The sequence below is a fragment of the Vibrio sp. EA2 genome, from assembly GCF_033042495.1.
Classification (GTDB): Bacteria; Pseudomonadota; Gammaproteobacteria; order Enterobacterales; family Vibrionaceae; genus Vibrio.
In genome coordinates this window covers 334,505-349,803 of sequence record NZ_JAWLID010000003.1, presented here as the reverse complement: position 1 = coordinate 349,803, position 15,299 = coordinate 334,505, and the positions used below count along the sequence as shown (strand labels likewise).

Annotated in this window: 17 protein-coding genes; 2 read left to right on the top strand and 15 right to left on the bottom strand. The window is 46.9% G+C overall.

The genetic code is table 11. The annotated features are described in order from the left end of the window. The first annotated feature begins 184 nt into the window (after nucleotides 1–184). Nucleotides 185–1,456, top strand: coding sequence for an outer membrane protein transport protein (locus tag RXX31_RS09615; RefSeq protein ID WP_317588992.1), 1,272 nt, complete (start codon nucleotides 185–187; stop codon nucleotides 1,454–1,456). Between the two features lie 308 nt (nucleotides 1,457–1,764). Next, nucleotides 1,765–3,060, top strand: a complete 1,296-nt coding sequence (locus RXX31_RS09610) for an outer membrane protein transport protein (protein ID WP_317588990.1) — start codon at nucleotides 1,765–1,767, stop codon at nucleotides 3,058–3,060. Between the two features lie 76 nt (nucleotides 3,061–3,136). Here the strand turns inward: RXX31_RS09610 and RXX31_RS09605 are convergent, their stop codons facing one another. The 15 genes from RXX31_RS09605 to RXX31_RS09535 form a co-directional block, all read right to left on the bottom strand. After that, nucleotides 3,137–3,907, bottom strand: coding sequence for a VacJ family lipoprotein (locus RXX31_RS09605; protein ID WP_014232634.1), 771 nt, complete (start codon nucleotides 3,905–3,907; stop codon nucleotides 3,137–3,139). A 173-nt stretch (nucleotides 3,908–4,080) separates the two neighbouring features. Further along, entirely contained in the window at nucleotides 4,081–5,295 is a 1,215-nt protein-coding gene (gene ccmI / locus RXX31_RS09600; protein ID WP_317588988.1) for a c-type cytochrome biogenesis protein CcmI, read from the bottom strand. After that, on the bottom strand, nucleotides 5,295–5,780 hold the full coding sequence (locus tag RXX31_RS09595; protein WP_317588987.1) for a cytochrome c-type biogenesis protein: 486 nt from the start codon (nucleotides 5,778–5,780) through the stop codon (nucleotides 5,295–5,297). Before RXX31_RS09595 ends, ccmI begins: the two co-directional genes overlap by 1 nt. After that, nucleotides 5,777–6,331: a DsbE family thiol:disulfide interchange protein gene (locus tag RXX31_RS09590; RefSeq protein ID WP_317588986.1), complete on the bottom strand. Its 555-nt coding sequence runs from the start codon at nucleotides 6,329–6,331 to the stop codon at nucleotides 5,777–5,779. The genes RXX31_RS09595 and RXX31_RS09590 overlap by 4 nt, the downstream gene beginning before the upstream one ends. Further along, on the bottom strand, nucleotides 6,324–8,312 hold the full coding sequence (locus RXX31_RS09585; RefSeq protein ID WP_317588984.1) for a heme lyase CcmF/NrfE family subunit: 1,989 nt from the start codon (nucleotides 8,310–8,312) through the stop codon (nucleotides 6,324–6,326). Before RXX31_RS09585 ends, RXX31_RS09590 begins: the two co-directional genes overlap by 8 nt. Then, a complete protein-coding gene (gene ccmE / locus RXX31_RS09580) occupies nucleotides 8,309–8,794 on the bottom strand; it encodes a cytochrome c maturation protein CcmE (protein ID WP_317588983.1) in 486 nt (161 codons plus the stop codon). Before ccmE ends, RXX31_RS09585 begins: the two co-directional genes overlap by 4 nt. After that, complete coding sequence (ccmD, locus tag RXX31_RS09575; protein ID WP_317588982.1) at nucleotides 8,791–8,997, bottom strand: heme exporter protein CcmD; 207 nt, start codon at nucleotides 8,995–8,997, stop codon at nucleotides 8,791–8,793. The genes ccmE and ccmD overlap by 4 nt, the downstream gene beginning before the upstream one ends. 11 nt (nucleotides 8,998–9,008) lie before the next feature. Continuing rightward, on the bottom strand, nucleotides 9,009–9,752 hold the full coding sequence (locus tag RXX31_RS09570; protein WP_317588980.1) for a heme ABC transporter permease: 744 nt from the start codon (nucleotides 9,750–9,752) through the stop codon (nucleotides 9,009–9,011). Nucleotides 9,753–9,870: 118 nt separating this feature from the next. Continuing rightward, entirely contained in the window at nucleotides 9,871–10,539 is a 669-nt protein-coding gene (gene ccmB / locus RXX31_RS09565; protein ID WP_317588979.1) for a heme exporter protein CcmB, read from the bottom strand. A 1-nt stretch (nucleotide 10,540) separates the two neighbouring features. Beyond that, nucleotides 10,541–11,158: a cytochrome c biogenesis heme-transporting ATPase CcmA gene (ccmA, locus tag RXX31_RS09560; RefSeq protein WP_317588977.1), complete on the bottom strand. Its 618-nt coding sequence runs from the start codon at nucleotides 11,156–11,158 to the stop codon at nucleotides 10,541–10,543. A gap of 245 nt (nucleotides 11,159–11,403) precedes the next feature. After that, nucleotides 11,404–11,895, bottom strand: a complete 492-nt coding sequence (locus RXX31_RS09555) for a DUF2802 domain-containing protein (protein WP_317588976.1) — start codon at nucleotides 11,893–11,895, stop codon at nucleotides 11,404–11,406. 14 nt (nucleotides 11,896–11,909) lie between these two features. After that, entirely contained in the window at nucleotides 11,910–12,404 is a 495-nt protein-coding gene (locus tag RXX31_RS09550; protein WP_317588975.1) for a chemotaxis protein CheW, read from the bottom strand. Nucleotides 12,405–12,439: 35 nt separating this feature from the next. After that, on the bottom strand, nucleotides 12,440–13,390 hold the full coding sequence (locus RXX31_RS09545) for a chemotaxis protein CheW (protein WP_317588974.1): 951 nt from the start codon (nucleotides 13,388–13,390) through the stop codon (nucleotides 12,440–12,442). Beyond that, nucleotides 13,383–14,159, bottom strand: a complete 777-nt coding sequence (locus RXX31_RS09540; RefSeq protein WP_317588973.1) for a ParA family protein — start codon at nucleotides 14,157–14,159, stop codon at nucleotides 13,383–13,385. The genes RXX31_RS09545 and RXX31_RS09540 overlap by 8 nt, the downstream gene beginning before the upstream one ends. An 8-nt stretch (nucleotides 14,160–14,167) precedes the next feature. Then, nucleotides 14,168–15,280 (bottom strand): chemotaxis response regulator protein-glutamate methylesterase, encoded by a 1,113-nt coding sequence (locus tag RXX31_RS09535; protein WP_317588972.1) that lies wholly within the window; start codon nucleotides 15,278–15,280, stop codon nucleotides 14,168–14,170. Nucleotides 15,281–15,299: the final 19 nt, after the last annotated feature.

Here is a 15,299-nt window from a genome sequence, read left to right as displayed (position 1 = left end):
AGCATAAACTCTAAATATTGCAATTTAGATGTCATTTCTCTGCATTTAGCATCATTTCTATAATTTTTCCTATATTTTATCCAATGGTCGGATTTGTTAATGACACTCTTGTGACTACTATCTGCGCCACTGAGCAAAAGCTCGAATTATCGTCCAAAGAGACGACTCTAATAAGGAAAAACACATGACTTATAATAAGCGTCTGTTCAAAAAGACTCTCTTAGCAGTAACGGTAGCTTTTGCCTCAGGTCAAACGATGGCAGCAGGTTTCCAAATTAATGCCCAATCAGCGACCGGCCTAGGCCGTGCCTTTGCTGGTGATGCAGTTATCGCAGACAACGCTTCAGTAATGGCTCGTAACCCAGCAGCAATGGCTCTGTTTGACAAAATGGAACTGTCTGTTGGTTTTGAAACCATTACTTCATTGATTGAAGTAAAAAACGCAAAATACAGCGTTAACACTCCTCTAAGTTCTAATACAACAACTGTAGACGATGTAGATGATGTGGGTGACACCGCTCTTGCGCCAAACATTCACCTGATTGTCCCAGTAAACGATAAGTTTGCCTGGGGTGTGAATGCCTACTCGAACTTCGGTACCAAGACTGAATTCTCTGACAGCTACGTGGCAACTGAATACGGCGGCCTGACTGACGTGAAAAGCGCTAACTTTGGTCTGGCAGGTTCTTACCGCCTGAATGATCAATGGAGCTTTGGTGCTGGTCTGGATGTGATTTACGGCAAAGGTACAATGAAGCGTGTAACAAGTTCTGCTCTTGCTGCTGTAAACCCTGCTCTGGGCGGAGCAACACTTCTCGATGTCGATTCTGCTGACGGTTGGGCTGTTGGTTTCAATGTAGGTACAGTATTTGAACTAGACGAAAACAACCGTTTCGGTTTTGCATACCACTACAGTCCAGAATTTGAAGCTAAAGACGACGACGGTCAGAAGATCACGCTACCACTGCCTGATATGGCTGAGTTCTCAGGTTTCCACAAAATCAAAGATACTAAGTTTGCGGTACACTACAGTGTGCAATACATTGGCTGGAAAGACTTTGACCAGATTGATTTTGAAAACCTAGATCAAGGTATGATCCCTGGTAGCTACGCTAAACAATATCAGTGGCAAGACGGCTGGCACTACGCGATTGGTGGAACTTACTACCTGAACAACGATTGGACCCTGCGTGCAGGTTACATGTATGACACCAGCGCACAGGACAATGTGACATCTATTTCAGTACCTGACTCAGATCGTCAGTGGTTCTCAACAGGCTTAACCTACCATCTTGACAGTAAAGCTAACATCGACTTTGGCTTCACGTACCTGTTAGGTGATGATGTTGACGTTAATGAGAGTATAGCTCCAGTTCCAGGTGTTTCAACTGGAGTGAGCGCAACAACTCATGCAGACGCGATTCTAGTCGGCTTACAATACAGCCGTAGCTTCTAATTGACGTACTAGTCGCTATTGCAAACACTTTCTCTATAAAAGGCTGGATTTCCAGCCTTTTTTCTTACCTGCGAGTTATTATACGCTCTATTTCAGTGAACACGTGTATCTAAAAACCCACCTTAGGACGCACAACTGTTCGCTGAATATCTTTCACAACTCTTTTACAGCCAGGCGTTTAGTCTTTTAAAGATTGCCTAGCTAGAATTTAATACCAAAAACGTACCCGTTCCGGATTTTCATTTCTAAAGTAAAAGCTCTATCTTTAAAATTTTACCCCACATTTTAAATAATTCAGCGAACACAAAATGAAAACCAACAAGACCCTTCTTTCTATGACAGTAGCACTCAGTCTGCTGGGCACAGCAAGCGCGACTCATGCAGCCGGTTTCCAACTTGCGGAGTTCTCTGCGACAGGCTTAGGCCGCGCATACGCAGGGGAAGCAGCAATGGCAGATAATGCAAGTGCACAATGGCGAAACCCAGCGATGCTGACTTACTTAGAAGGCACACAAGTATCTGTTGGTGCTATCTATGTGAACCCAAATCTTGATGTAGACGGTAACGTCGATTTCTATGGCAATAACATTCCAGCGTCTTCAGATGACTTCGCTCACGATGCAATCATTCCTAACTTCTACCTATCGCATCAGTACAACGATAAGTTCGCTGCCGGCTTAGCGCTGGGAACCAACTACGGTATGGAAACGGATCTCGGTACTGGCTTTGCGGCGTCACACTTCGGCAACGAAGCCAGCGTGACCACAATGGAAGTCAACCTGAATGCAGCCTACAAGGTTAACAACGCTGTAAGTATCGGCGGTGGCGTTCGTTATATCCTTGGTGAAGGTAGCTTTGGCGCAACAACACCAGCCACAAACGCATTGGGTCTTCCTCAAGATACCACACTGAAATACATGGAAGGTGATGATACCGCTTGGGGTTGGCAAGTCGGTACGGCATGGCAGATCAACGACGACCACCGCGTAGGCTTCGCATACAAATCAGAAGTAGAACTGAAGTTACAGGGACATGCTGAAGGTCTTGGTTTTGGCTTCGGTACTCAACTGCCGCAAACGCGCGACAACGGTTACATGTACCTGACGCTACCAGCAACCGCAGAACTGGCCAGCTACCACCAGATTACTGAGCAGCTTGCCCTGCACGCGAGTTTTAACTGGACTGACTGGAGCTCATTCGAAAAACTGGAAGCGCACCTTGATACCGCAGGTACGCACATGGTTAAAGTTGAAAACTGGGAAGATAACTACCGTTTTGCGTTAGGTGCGACCTACCAGCTTCAGCCACAACTGGCATTAAGAACAGGTATTGCGTACGACACATCAGCCGTTAGCGATAAAAACCGTACTATCACTATTCCAGAAACCGATCGTACCTGGCTAAGCATTGGCGCAACATACGACTGGACAAAAGATTTCAGCTTAGATGCAGGTTTCACTTATATCATCGCGAAAGATGCCTCAATTACAGAGTCACGCGGTTATGATTCTGACGATACTGCGGAGCAAGTTGGTGGTCAGTTTGTCGGTGAAACAACGGGTAATGTTTGGTTGATTGGTCTTCAGGCGAACTACCGTTTCTAATCGAATACACCATTGAAGAAAAAAGGCTTAGCAACTGCTAAGCCTTTTTCGTATCTACTATTTAAACCTGAGAGGTTTAAAATTCGTCTAAGTATTCGTCCAGATAAGCTTCTTCTTCGGCGTCGACTTCTTTGACAGTCTCCACTTCTGCTTTAAAGTTTTGGCGCTGGATATAAATATCACGCGTTAAGACATAAGGATCTGGTGAGTTGTCCAGCTGCGCTTCCTGAGAAACAAGCAACGCGCGTTTTTCCATTCCTTCAAAAGCCCACTTACCCAGGCTTGCCCAGAAGTTTAGGTAGGTCAGAGGGACATACATGCTGTCTACCGTATCGGTGACTTCACGCAGTGTGTAAGGGCCGTACCCCGGGACCATAAAGTAAGGTCCATTACCTACACCATAGTGACCGACGGCATCACTGAAAACTTTTTCATCGTATTTGGTAATCCCTGCGGCGGTGGCGACATCCACCAGACCAAGGAGACCAAATGTGGAGTTAAGCCAGAATCGATTAAAGTGGTCCACGGCTTTACCACCATTACCCATCAGCAGATTGTTCACCATACTTGCTGGTTCGTCTAAGTTCGCCAGAAAGTTAGCAATACCATAGCGGATAGGTGTAGGCGTGTATTCCACATAAGCTAATGATACCGGACGCACTAAATACGGATCCAGGTAATCGTAGTTAATGTCCCACATGGCACGGTTAAAGCCTTCCAACGGATCGTACGCATCAGAAGTCGTTTGATTTGTTTCTTCTGTTGCTGCCTCCTCAGGCGCACTTGAACAGCCAACCAGTCCAATTGCCAACAGCATTAAGAAGATGGATTTACCCTTGTTATACATTCTATGTTCCATAACGACTATTAATATACGTAAGCAACCTTGCTATAAAACGCATGGCTCAGATACAGTTTAGAAGTCACTTAAGTATAAAAACAAGGCCAGCATAAGCTGGCCTTGTTCATTCTACTCGATCGTTTAGAGCCATACCACTATAGGGATATGACTCGCAACTATTAAAATTGCTTATTGATAATAACTTCAACAGGTTGCCCGAATTCGACCACACCACTCTCACCGTGCCAGTCATGATCACGAGTTGCCACGTTACCGTCAGAATCAACACGTACACGCACCAAAAGCTTGTCCAATGAAGACAACTTTGAACCTTGCATCATCGCATTGCCATCATCCAGAACCACGGTTCGCGGGAAGGATGCAACTTGGTAACGGGCCGCAGCTACAGGCATAGGGGAACCATCAGCACGGTGGACAGAAACAATAAGCACGCCGTTCGGATCGATCTGAGCTTCAGGAGCAAGTTCAATGGTAACCGCAACACTTTTATCCGGAGAAACCGCTTCGCCCATCTGCTTACGTGCACTATCAATGCTGCGAGAAAGCATTTCATAGCGGCTATCTTCAGGGCCAATCATCTGTTGCATCACGCCCCAGTATTTGATCGCAGCTGGGTAGTCTTGACGCTCAAAGGCATCAAATGCAAGCAATGAGAAGACACGCAGATCCACTCGATCTTGTTGTACGAGTTGGCCTAACAGAGAGCGGGCTGTGTTCTGATCCATTTCTTCTTGAGAAAGCATCAGAGCTTGTGCATACCCCAGCATAATATCCGGGTCTTGAGGCTCAAGATTGAACGACTTTTCCATGGCATCGATCGCAGTAGAAACATCACGATTCGCCAAAGCAATACGCCCTAACAATAACCAACCTGTTGAGTCTTCCGGTTGATAATGCAGGCGAGTACGCAACGCTAAGGTTAAATCTTCCATCTCTTCATCACTCAGCGGTTCAGCTGAAGACGACATCAGTTTTTTCGACAACTCTGGTAAGTTTGCTGATACTTCCTGCCATCTAACGACTTCCTGAGAAGCGCCAAATTGGTAGTATAAACCGTAGCTTAATACGACGGTCAAAATGACGGATGGAACCAAGACGGCGATAGGAGAAATTTTCGTTTCTTTGTGCCCGTTCTCTCCCGGAATATCATCCAGCAATGACTGCTTGAGATCCGATATCAGCTCTTCCTCACTCTCGACTAAGCCTTCTTCAGACTCTTCTTGCAACTCTGATAAACGATCTTTGTAAAACGCTTTGTTTAGTTCATCACGTAATACTTCATCGTTGTTCGCTTTTTGTTTTAACAATGGCATGGCTACCAAGGCACAAGCGATCAGCGTAAGAACAACAGTAGAAATCCAAAATAGTGTCATTACTTCTTATCTCCGTCGTTCTCTTCTTCAAGCAAAGCTTTAAGGCGGGCTTCTTTTTGCTCGTCCCATTGTTCATCACTATTTGCGACGACTTTTGCCTTTGTTTTGCGACTACGTAATACGATCAAAGCAAAACCTCCCAGAACAACGGCAAGGGGCCCCAGCCATAAAATAGCCGTAGCAATCGTAAATGGCGGATTGTAAGTCACAAAATTACCGTAACGCGCGACCATGTAGTCGACTATCTCTTGCTTGGACTTACCCTCTTTGGTCATTTCATAGACTTTATGGCGTAAGTCTTGAGCAAGCTCGGCGTTAGAATCAGAAATCGTGTTGTTTTGACACTTAGGGCAACGCAACGTGTGGCTTAACTCTTTGAACTGCTGTTCTTGTTTGAGGTTGTCAAACTCGTACACTTCAATGGCAGCATGAGCCGCTAACGAAAATGTCAGCGCTGCAAATACGGCTAGAATCAGCTTTCTCATAGCTTCGCCTCCTCAACCAACTGATTGTAAAGCGGCTCTAATGTCTCAGACCAGTTACGTGGATTAACATCCCCAACATGGCGATAACGCACAACACCATTAGCATCAATAATGAAGGTTTCTGGTGCCCCATAAACCCCAAGGTCCAGGCCCAACATACCGCTGCCGTCAAACAAACTGATCAGGTAAGGGTTACCTAAGTCATTCAACCAACCCACCGCTTTTGTGCGATCATCTTTGTAGTTCATACCGATGATCTTGACACCTTTGTCAGCCAGTTCATTCAGATACTTATGCTCTGCATAACAGGTTGGACACCAGGTAGCCCAAACGTTAAGCAACAAAGGTTCGCCTTTGAAAATAGATTGATCATATTCTTTGCCTGGCTCAGCCAGATCTTCGAGATGAAACGCAGGCACAGGTTTCCCAACGAGCACAGACTCCAATTTTGTCGGGTCATCACCCTCTTGGTTACGCATCAACTGAGTTGCAAAGATCCCGGCTAAAATCATGAAAGCGATTAACGGGATAAACAAGACTTTCTTATTCATATTGCGCGACTTGCTCCTTTGACTTAGTGCTCTTCTTAGATGACGACTTACGGAAGCGGTAACGCTTATCGGAAATAGCCAGACCACCACCGATTGCCATAATCAAAGCACCGGCCCAAATCCAACGGACGAATGGTTTGTAGTAAATACGTACCGCCCATGAGCGGTTATCTTCTAAACGCTCGCCCATGGCAATGTAAAGATCGCGAGTAACACCGCGGTCAATAGCTGCCTCTGTCATCATCGATTTAGCCGTTGTGTAAAAACGTTTCTCAGCATGCAGAGAGTTAATGTAGTTACCATTATGCGTGACTTCAAAGTCAGCAATGTAGCCATCATAGTTCGGGCCATCTTTATCACGCAGGCCTGAGAAATAGAAATCGTAACCCTGGATCTGGAAATTCTCTCCCGGAGCCAAACGCACGTCACGCTCAATGCTGTAGTTTTGTACCATCGCGATACCGATAATGGTTACCGCCAAACCAATGTGACCTAACATCATTGCCCAATGACTGCGCTGCAACTTACCTACGCCTTCCACGAAGTTGTGTCGGTGAGTCGCACGTTCATGCAGCTCGAAGCCGTGCATGACGATGATCCAAATTGCCATTACCCAGCCGATATAAGCCATAATTTGGAAGAAGTCTGCGAATAGGTATACGCAAACCGCTGCCAGTACCAGAGCAGTCACGCCAGAAATCATCATAGGCTTAACGATTGAAGACAGCTGATCTCGTTTCCAGCGAATAAGCGGACCAATACCCAGCAAGAAGGCAAATGGCATCATCAGCCACGCAAATAGCATGTCAAAGAATGGCGCGCCAATCGAGACAGACCCAAGACCAATTTGCTTATGTACTAGTGGTAGCAACGTACCTACTAAGACAACAACCAGTGCTGCGATCAACAGTACGTTGTTGCCAAGTAAAACGTTCTCTCGCGATATCAAATCGAAGTTACCACGAACACGAACCGATGCGCCTTTTACCGCGAACAGTAGCAGCGAGCCGCCGATAACAAATACCAGGAAAGCAAGAATAAACATGCCGCGGGCCGGGTCAGAGGCAAACGCATGCACTGAGACCAAAATACCTGAACGTACCAAGAACGTCCCCAGTAGACTCAATGAAAATGCAGAGATTGCCAGCAGTACTGTCCACGCTTTAAAGGTTCCGCGTTTTTCAGTAACGGCCAAAGAGTGCATTAATGCGGTACCAGCCAGCCAAGGCATAAAGGAGGCGTTTTCTACTGGATCCCAGAACCACCAGCCACCCCAACCTAATTCGTAATATGCCCACCAAGAGCCGAGTGCGATACCTAATGTAAGAAATACCCAAGCCGCGGTTGTCCAAGGACGGGACCAACGAGCCCAGGCGGTATCAAGACGGCCCGTCATCAAAGAAGCAATAGCAAATGAGAACGCAACTGAGAAGCCAACATACCCCATGTAAAGCATTGGGGGATGCACGATCAGACCCGGGTCCTGAAGAAGTGGGTTCAAGTCACGACCGTCAATCGGGAAGAACGGCAAGGTACGTAGGAATGGGCTTGATGTGAAGATAATAAACATCAGGAAGCCGACAGAAATCATCCCCATCACCGCCAGTACGCGAGCGACCGACTCTTGAGGCATACCACGGCTGAACGTCGCGACGGCAACCGTCCACGCAGCCTGGATTAATACCCAAAGAAGTAATGAACCTTCGTGAGCCCCCCACACCGCAGTTAAACGGTAGTACCAAGGCAATTGGCTGTTTGAGTTACTGGCTACGTATTGCAACGTAAAATCGTTGACATAAAAGCACCAGCATAAAATAACGAATGAGAACAACAGCGTGAGAAACATCGACCACGATAGCGGGCGCGCAGTATTCATCAGCATGGTGTTGTTATTTGATGCACCCCATAATGGCAGTATGCTTAACAGCACAGCCATCGCAAGCGATAGTATGAGGGCAAAGTGACCGATTTCTGCAATCATTGGCCGCTTCCTTGTGTCTGCTCAGAGCTGTACTTCATCGGTGCATGCGTCTTTTCCATCGCTGCTGCGATTTCTGGCGGCATGTAATCTTCATCGTGTTTTGCAAGTACTTCAAACGCTTCAATAGTGGTCGCATCACGCAACACACCTTGTGCAACAATACCCTGCCCCTCACGGAATAAATCGGGAAGGATACCTTCATATACAACAGTCACTTTCGGACCGATATCGTGCAGGTCAAAACTGACTTTCAACGAGTCCGGATCACGACGAACCGAGCCATTTACGACCATGCCACCGATTCGTAGACGTTGGCCAACTTCAGGCTTAGTGCCATCTTCTTTACCGTTAACCAATTCCGTCGGCGTGTAGAAAAGGTCCATATTCTGGTTAAGCGCGTAAAGCATCAAACCAATGGTTGCACTGATACCGATAAAGATAGCCAGTACAATACCTAGCCTCTTTTTACGTCTCGGGTTCATAGGGTGTTCTCCATATTCTTCGCTGCGTCAATACGAGCTTGACGGTCAATTTTTGCTTTCACTTCATTCAATAACGCATCACCGCGACGAAGGCTGGTGATTAAGAGAATTAGCATCGATAGAAAAGTGATACCAAACGAGCTCCATACGTATGATGCGTAGCCACCCATGGCAAAAAAGTCGCTCAGAGATTCAAAATGCATAGTTAACTACCTCACTGAGTTTTTTCGGTTGCAATTTGGCGTACCCACGGACGGTGACTCTCTTTACTGATGATTTCATTTCTGAAACGCACCATAGTCACAGCACCGAAGAAGAACGCAAAACCAAAGATGTTCAGCAGCAGCGGCCAGAGCATGTCAGCTGAAATGGATGGTTGTTCGAATTTAGTGATAGTTGCGCCTTGGTGTAGCGTATTCCACCACTCCACAGAAAAGTGAATGATTGGCAGGTTCACAACACCAACGATCGCTAAAATACCTGCGGCTTTTGCTGCCGTCTTTTGATCGTCAAAAGCATGGTACAGCGCGATAACACCCAAGTATAAAAACAGAAGAATGAGTTCGGAGGTAAGGCGCGCGTCCCATACCCACCAGGTTCCCCACATCGGCTTACCCCATACTGCGCCAGTCACAAGCGCAATAAAGGTATATACCGCTCCGATTGGCGCCATCGCTAAGGCCGCCATATCAGAAAGTCGAACTTGCCATACCAGACCAATGAAGGCAGCAATCGCCATCGACAAGTAAGCGCCCATCGACCACATCGCGGAAGGAACATGAATATAGATGATACGGAAACTGTCGCCCTGTTGGTAATCTGACGGTGCGAATGCTAGCCCCCAAATGGTACCTACCGTTAAAAATACGAGGGCCAATACAGAGAACCAAGGCAGCAACTTACCACTAAGGCGGTAAGCCACTTCAGGCTTGGCATAAGGATGTAGCCATTTCCACATTTTTCAATCTCACTCTTGCTATATAGGGGCACAGTCTCTCAGGCCAAAACCATCGCTGTGCTTTAATCATTATTGAAGTCCTTTAATACCAATGGTAGTAAAGGACTATTGGTTAATGTTAGTTAACACTAACTCGCAACGCTGCACTGATTGCAAATGGTGTGAGTGTCATCGCTCCCATAAGCATCGCTCCTAACACCGCCAACTGGCCGTTATACGCTACACCGAGCGCTGCTGCATCAATGGCAGACGTTGCAAAAATCAGAATTGGGATATAGAGCGGAAGAACAAGCAAACTTAAGAGGACCCCCCCTTTTTGCAACCCAACCGTCAGTGCCACACCGATGGCACCAATAAAGCTTAATGCCGGTGTACCGATACACAATGTCAGTACCACCGCCAACCAAGTATCAAAATCTAGAGTAAGTAAAACCGCCAATAAAGGGCTGATCAAAATCAACGGTAAGCCTGTTAACAGCCAATGTGCTATGACCTTCGAAATCACAACAAGCTGCAATGGAATCGGCATCAGCATCATTTGTTCTAACGCACCATCCTGAAAGTCGTCACGGAATAGACGTTCTAATGATAATAATGCAGACAATAGTGCGGCAACCCAAACAATGCCCGCTGAAATACGTGCTAACAAATTTGGCTCGGGGCCAATACTCAGTGGAAACAGAGTAATAACAATAATAAAGAACCAAAGCGGGTTCAGAATGTCGGCTTGACGGCGGTAGGCAATCAAGAGTTCGCGACGGATAATCGTGGTCATGGACGAGATCATATCAATCACCCAATTTTATTTTTCTAAGTTTCGGGCTATCAGAAAACATATCTTGGTGTGTGGTTAGAATCACAATACCACCATTGTCCGCATGACTAGCGAACAGTGCCTCTAGCACTTTGACACCTTGCTTATCGATTGCCGTAAGTGGCTCGTCCAGAATCCATAAAATTTGTTTGCTTAGCCATAATCTCGCCAGAGCTACGCGTCGTTGCTGGCCCGCTGAAAGTTGTGCGACAGGAATATCTTCTCTTCCTGCTAGACCAACTTGAGTTAACGCAGAAAAGATTTCTTCATCGGAGGTTTGGTTATTATGAATAGACTGATAAAAACGTAAGTTTTCTAATGCAGTGAGTTCACGTTTTACGCCAGTTTGGTGTCCTAAAAACAGTAGATCTCGATGAAAGATGTCCCGAGACTTTTCAACCTCTTCGCCCTTCCATTTGATAATACCATCCTCTCTGTCGCCTAACCCTGTAACAATGCGTAACAACGTTGTCTTACCCGTTCCGTTTCGCCCTTCAATCTGGACTAGTTCGCCTGGTTTTATGGTAAATTTCAGGTTCTCAAACAGGACCCTTTCGTCACGGATCGCAGTAAGGTTAGACACTTCTAACATAGGGCTTCAACTAAATAATGAACGAGCGGCTATATTAGCACAGCTTAGTTAAGACGAAATAGGACAAGAGACCAGAGATGTAAGTAAGTTCATGAATTTTTGTTAACTTACTTACACAATTCGATAAATTTAACCATAAATGGCTATATAGATTAATGAAGATAGCGCCTTAATTTTATAAGAGGCAAAACGTGCATTTCTGGGGGTACTGAACGAAAAAAGAAGCCGAAGCTTCTTTTTCTACTCTAACGTTGTCTTGCGAGCGATGAATAACTCGTTTCGTCAGCAGGTCGGCTACTGAGTGGCGGGATTTTCTCTTTGCCAGCCAATTTTTTCTGTAGCGATAGCATTAGCTCAGCTTCCGCTTTGGGCAATTCGCACTCTTCGATTAACTCGTTGATGTCCGCGCCCAGTTGAACCATTTTAGAGGCTCGGCTGTACAAACGCCCATCCGTATCAGCATGTTCCAGCTCTCGGATACGCTCGTTCAGGTGCTGGATAACATCTTGCTGCTCGGTGACTTTTTGTCCTAAACCAACAACCACAGAGCGAATTTCCAGCAACTGCTTGCTAAGCTTTTGTACTTCTTTGTCAGCTTGACGAGCCTGTGCTCGCTGCTGATCAATTTTCTTGTGCAAACTCGATCGAATACGAAGTTGCAGAACAAGCAGCACGAGTACAACGAAAGCTACACCACCAGCGATGACGGGTACGGATAACAAATTCACTTCAGCCATGCTCATTCAACCCATCATAGATGAGCCATCTCATCCCATTCGTCATCAGTTAACAGCTTGTTCAAATCAACCAGGATAAGAAGCTTCCCATCACGATTGCTAACGCCTTGAATGAACTTCGCACTCTCGTCAGTACCAACAGAAGGGGTAGTATCGATCTCAGACGAACGCAGGTAAACCACCTCCGCTACACTGTCGACCAGAATACCAATCACCTGATGCTCTGATTCGATCACGATAATACGGGTATTATCGGTCACTTCGCCTTCCATCAGACCGAAGCGAGAGCGCGTATCGATAACCGTTACGACATTACCACGCAGATTGATAATACCTAATACGTAATCAGGCGCACCTGGAACTGGCGCAATTTCGGTATAACGAAGTACTTCACGTACCTGCATAACGTTAATGCCGTACGTTTCTTCTTCTAGTTGGAACGTCACCCACTGAAGCACTTCGTCATTTGTGGCATCTTTCTTCACTTCAACTGCAAAAGCTTGAGACATAGTTAATCCTCGTTAATGTCGTTGCCGACTTCATTCTAATTCATTGATTTCACGTCTAAACCAGCGTTGAGCATCTCAATAAGCGCTTGGACGTGAATTAAAGCACACATTTTTTCTTTCACCATGCCCGCAAGCCAGGGGCGCTTCCCCGCCTGTTCACGCCAGCGAACGTTGTCGATATTGAGTGTCTCAGTCCCCGCTAACTGGTTACTGGCTAATCCCCACATGCTTTCACCGAGCATGACGACATATTGGTAATTCTCTTTATATTCTTCATCGCAAAGCTTGTCGGCCATTACCCACTTAGCGGTATCGACCACATCAAACTTTTGCTCGCGATTGGTCTGCAGCCCCAAGTACCAGTCAGGTTTGCCAATTAAATGATTCAGTTCAGCGATACGATGAATACCACCTAACTCATCAAGCGGTACTGCGAACATGACTTGGTTAACATCGAAGTAAAGCACTTGAAAGTCTTCCGTTCGTTGCGTGCTTTGCCGTGGGTTGGGTAAAGCTGAGTTAGCCTGGGGCTCATAATCTATTGCCCGTTCTGGCTCAGTTTCGATAACCCATTCCTGAACTTCTTCCTCGACTTCAACAGGTTGCGACACCGCCACTGAACCCGGCTTAGCTTGCAGAGCAATATCCATGGTGTTCTGAGCCAGAATCTCATCGATATCTAACTCATCAACCACATTGCTCGACTCAAGCTGGCTTAATAAGCGCTCAACGTCTTCTAAGTTAGGGGCATCCAACTCCGGAGAGAGAGTTTCTCGAACTGAGTAAGGTTCCGCCTGAACTGGCTGTAACTGTAATTCTGGCTCTGGCTCTGGCTCTGGCTCTGGCTCTGGCTCTGAAGATGCGAGTTCTTGAGCAAGTAAGTCAAATTCTTCATCCAGCTCTTCAAGCTCAGTGTCTTCGTCTAGCAATGCGCAGAAGTAATCATCAAGTGCCTGTTCACTGGATATGACATCATGATTACTCATCGAGCGCTAACCTCTGCAGATAAATCAGTAACTGCTTATACGCAAAGACACCGCGACTACCAGATGCAAAGTGCGAAACGGGCAGATGCTTCAGGCTCGCATCACGAAATTTCGTATCAATAGGAACAGCCGACGACCACACTTGGTTCGGGTAGTCCTGCTTCAATTGGGTCAGCGTCTGCAACGAAGCTCGGGTCCGCTTGTCGTACATGGTTGGCACTATCGTGACGTTAAAGCCATTCGGACGTGATTTTTTCATGATACTCAGGGTGCGCATCATGCGCTCAAGCCCCTTCATCGCCAAAAACTCTGTCTGCACCGGAATCAAAATACGGTCACTGGCGGCAAGCGCATTAACCATCATCACACCAAGAATCGGCGGACAGTCAATCAGCACGTAATCATAATCTTGGGAAACCGCTTTGAGCGCTCGCTTGAGTATCAAGCCCATGCCGCTACGATTACCCATCACGCGATCCAATGTCGCCAGTGACATATGGGCGGGAATGATGTCCATACCGTCCAGTTCCGTTTTAAGAATCAACGGCCTCACGGTTTCATGTGTAAAGGCTTTGAGCTGAAAAAGGTCGAACAAGCTTGATGCCACGTTATCGGAGTCATAGCCGAGATAAGTCGTGAGCGATCCGTGAGGATCGGTATCGACCATGAGCACACGATGACCTTTCTGGCTTAAAAGACCGGCTAATGTCACAGTAGAGGTGGTTTTGCCTACTCCACCTTTTTGGTTAGCTACACTCCAAACGATCATGATCTATCCTACGCAAGCCCCACTTCCACCAGCATGCGTTCAGCAATATGGTCCAGGGGTAAATCTTCAGACGAAATACCCGCTTTGGCAACAGCCTGAGGCATACCGTAAACCACGCAACTCTCTTCATCTTGTGCCCAAATGGTTGAACCTGCCGACTTCAACATGCGTGCACCTTCCCGGCCATCTGCACCCATTCCGGTTAGCACTAACGAAAGCACTTTATCTCCGTACACTTTAGCCGCAGAACCAAAGGTCACGTCGACACACGGTTTGTAGTTCATTCGGTCGCCGCCATCAAGAATACGCAGTCGCGCCACACCAGCACGGCCATCAACCATCATCTGTTTACCGCCAGGCGCGAGATACGCCACACCCGCTTGTAGTACATCCCCATCTTGCGCTTCTTTCACTTGGATCTTACACAGCGTATTCAGACGACTGGCGAACGCGGCGGTGAAGGTCGCTGGCATATGCTGAATTAGAACGATCGGATGCGGGTAATTGACTGGCAAACGGGTCAAAATCTTTTGCAGGGCCACAGGGCCACCAGTAGACGTACCGATGGCGGTTAGCTGATATCTTTTACCGGATGCTCGATACTTCGCCACCGAAGAGCGAGGCTTTGATGTCGCCGGTATCGGATCGCGCGTTGCAAGCGGTCGAGTCAATGGCGTAGTTGCCACCGAAGATGTACGCGTAACAGGACGACGTAAGAAAGCACGCTTGGAGGCAATCTGGATCACACGTTGCTGAAGTAGCGATACTGCTTCATCACGGTTGCGTGCGATGTCTTCGAATTTTTTCGGTAAGAAATCCAGAGCGCCAGCATCGAGCGCATCCAACGTTGCTTTCGCCCCATCATGCGTCAGTGACGAAAACATCAGGATTGGCGTCGGCGACGCCGCCATAATTTCACGAACTGCCGTGATGCCATCCATCACGGGCATTTCAATATCCATGGTAATGACGTCAGGCTTCAGAGATTTGGTCTTTTCAACCGCTTCTCTGCCATTCACCGCAACGTCAATCACCTCTAGGCGCGATTCTGAGTTGATGATTTCGCTTACGCGACGACGGAAAAAACTCGAATCATCAACGACTAGTACTTTAATCGCCATTTTATTCCTTTTCTAAACG

Excerpts from the sequence above, each read along its gene's own strand:
- RXX31_RS09615 (WP_317588992.1), top strand. The coding sequence starts at position 185 with ATGACTTATAATAAGCGTCTGTTCAAAAAGACTCTCTTAGCAGTAACG.
- RXX31_RS09610 (WP_317588990.1), top strand. The coding sequence starts at position 1,765 with ATGAAAACCAACAAGACCCTTCTTTCTATGACAGTAGCACTCAGTCTG.
- RXX31_RS09605 (WP_014232634.1), bottom strand. The coding sequence starts at position 3,907 with ATGTATAACAAGGGTAAATCCATCTTCTTAATGCTGTTGGCAATTGGA.
- ccmI (WP_317588988.1), bottom strand. The coding sequence starts at position 5,295 with ATGACACTATTTTGGATTTCTACTGTTGTTCTTACGCTGATCGCTTGT.
- RXX31_RS09595 (WP_317588987.1), bottom strand. The coding sequence starts at position 5,780 with ATGAGAAAGCTGATTCTAGCCGTATTTGCAGCGCTGACATTTTCGTTA.
- RXX31_RS09590 (WP_317588986.1), bottom strand. The coding sequence starts at position 6,331 with ATGAATAAGAAAGTCTTGTTTATCCCGTTAATCGCTTTCATGATTTTA.
- RXX31_RS09585 (WP_317588984.1), bottom strand. The coding sequence starts at position 8,312 with ATGATTGCAGAAATCGGTCACTTTGCCCTCATACTATCGCTTGCGATG.
- ccmE (WP_317588983.1), bottom strand. The coding sequence starts at position 8,794 with ATGAACCCGAGACGTAAAAAGAGGCTAGGTATTGTACTGGCTATCTTT.
- ccmD (WP_317588982.1), bottom strand. The coding sequence starts at position 8,997 with ATGCATTTTGAATCTCTGAGCGACTTTTTTGCCATGGGTGGCTACGCA.
- RXX31_RS09570 (WP_317588980.1), bottom strand. The coding sequence starts at position 9,752 with ATGTGGAAATGGCTACATCCTTATGCCAAGCCTGAAGTGGCTTACCGC.
- ccmB (WP_317588979.1), bottom strand. The coding sequence starts at position 10,539 with ATGATCTCGTCCATGACCACGATTATCCGTCGCGAACTCTTGATTGCC.
- ccmA (WP_317588977.1), bottom strand. The coding sequence starts at position 11,158 with ATGTTAGAAGTGTCTAACCTTACTGCGATCCGTGACGAAAGGGTCCTG.
- RXX31_RS09555 (WP_317588976.1), bottom strand. The coding sequence starts at position 11,895 with ATGGCTGAAGTGAATTTGTTATCCGTACCCGTCATCGCTGGTGGTGTA.
- RXX31_RS09550 (WP_317588975.1), bottom strand. The coding sequence starts at position 12,404 with ATGTCTCAAGCTTTTGCAGTTGAAGTGAAGAAAGATGCCACAAATGAC.
- RXX31_RS09545 (WP_317588974.1), bottom strand. The coding sequence starts at position 13,390 with ATGAGTAATCATGATGTCATATCCAGTGAACAGGCACTTGATGATTAC.
- RXX31_RS09540 (WP_317588973.1), bottom strand. The coding sequence starts at position 14,159 with ATGATCGTTTGGAGTGTAGCTAACCAAAAAGGTGGAGTAGGCAAAACC.
- RXX31_RS09535 (WP_317588972.1), bottom strand. The coding sequence starts at position 15,280 with ATGGCGATTAAAGTACTAGTCGTTGATGATTCGAGTTTTTTCCGTCGT.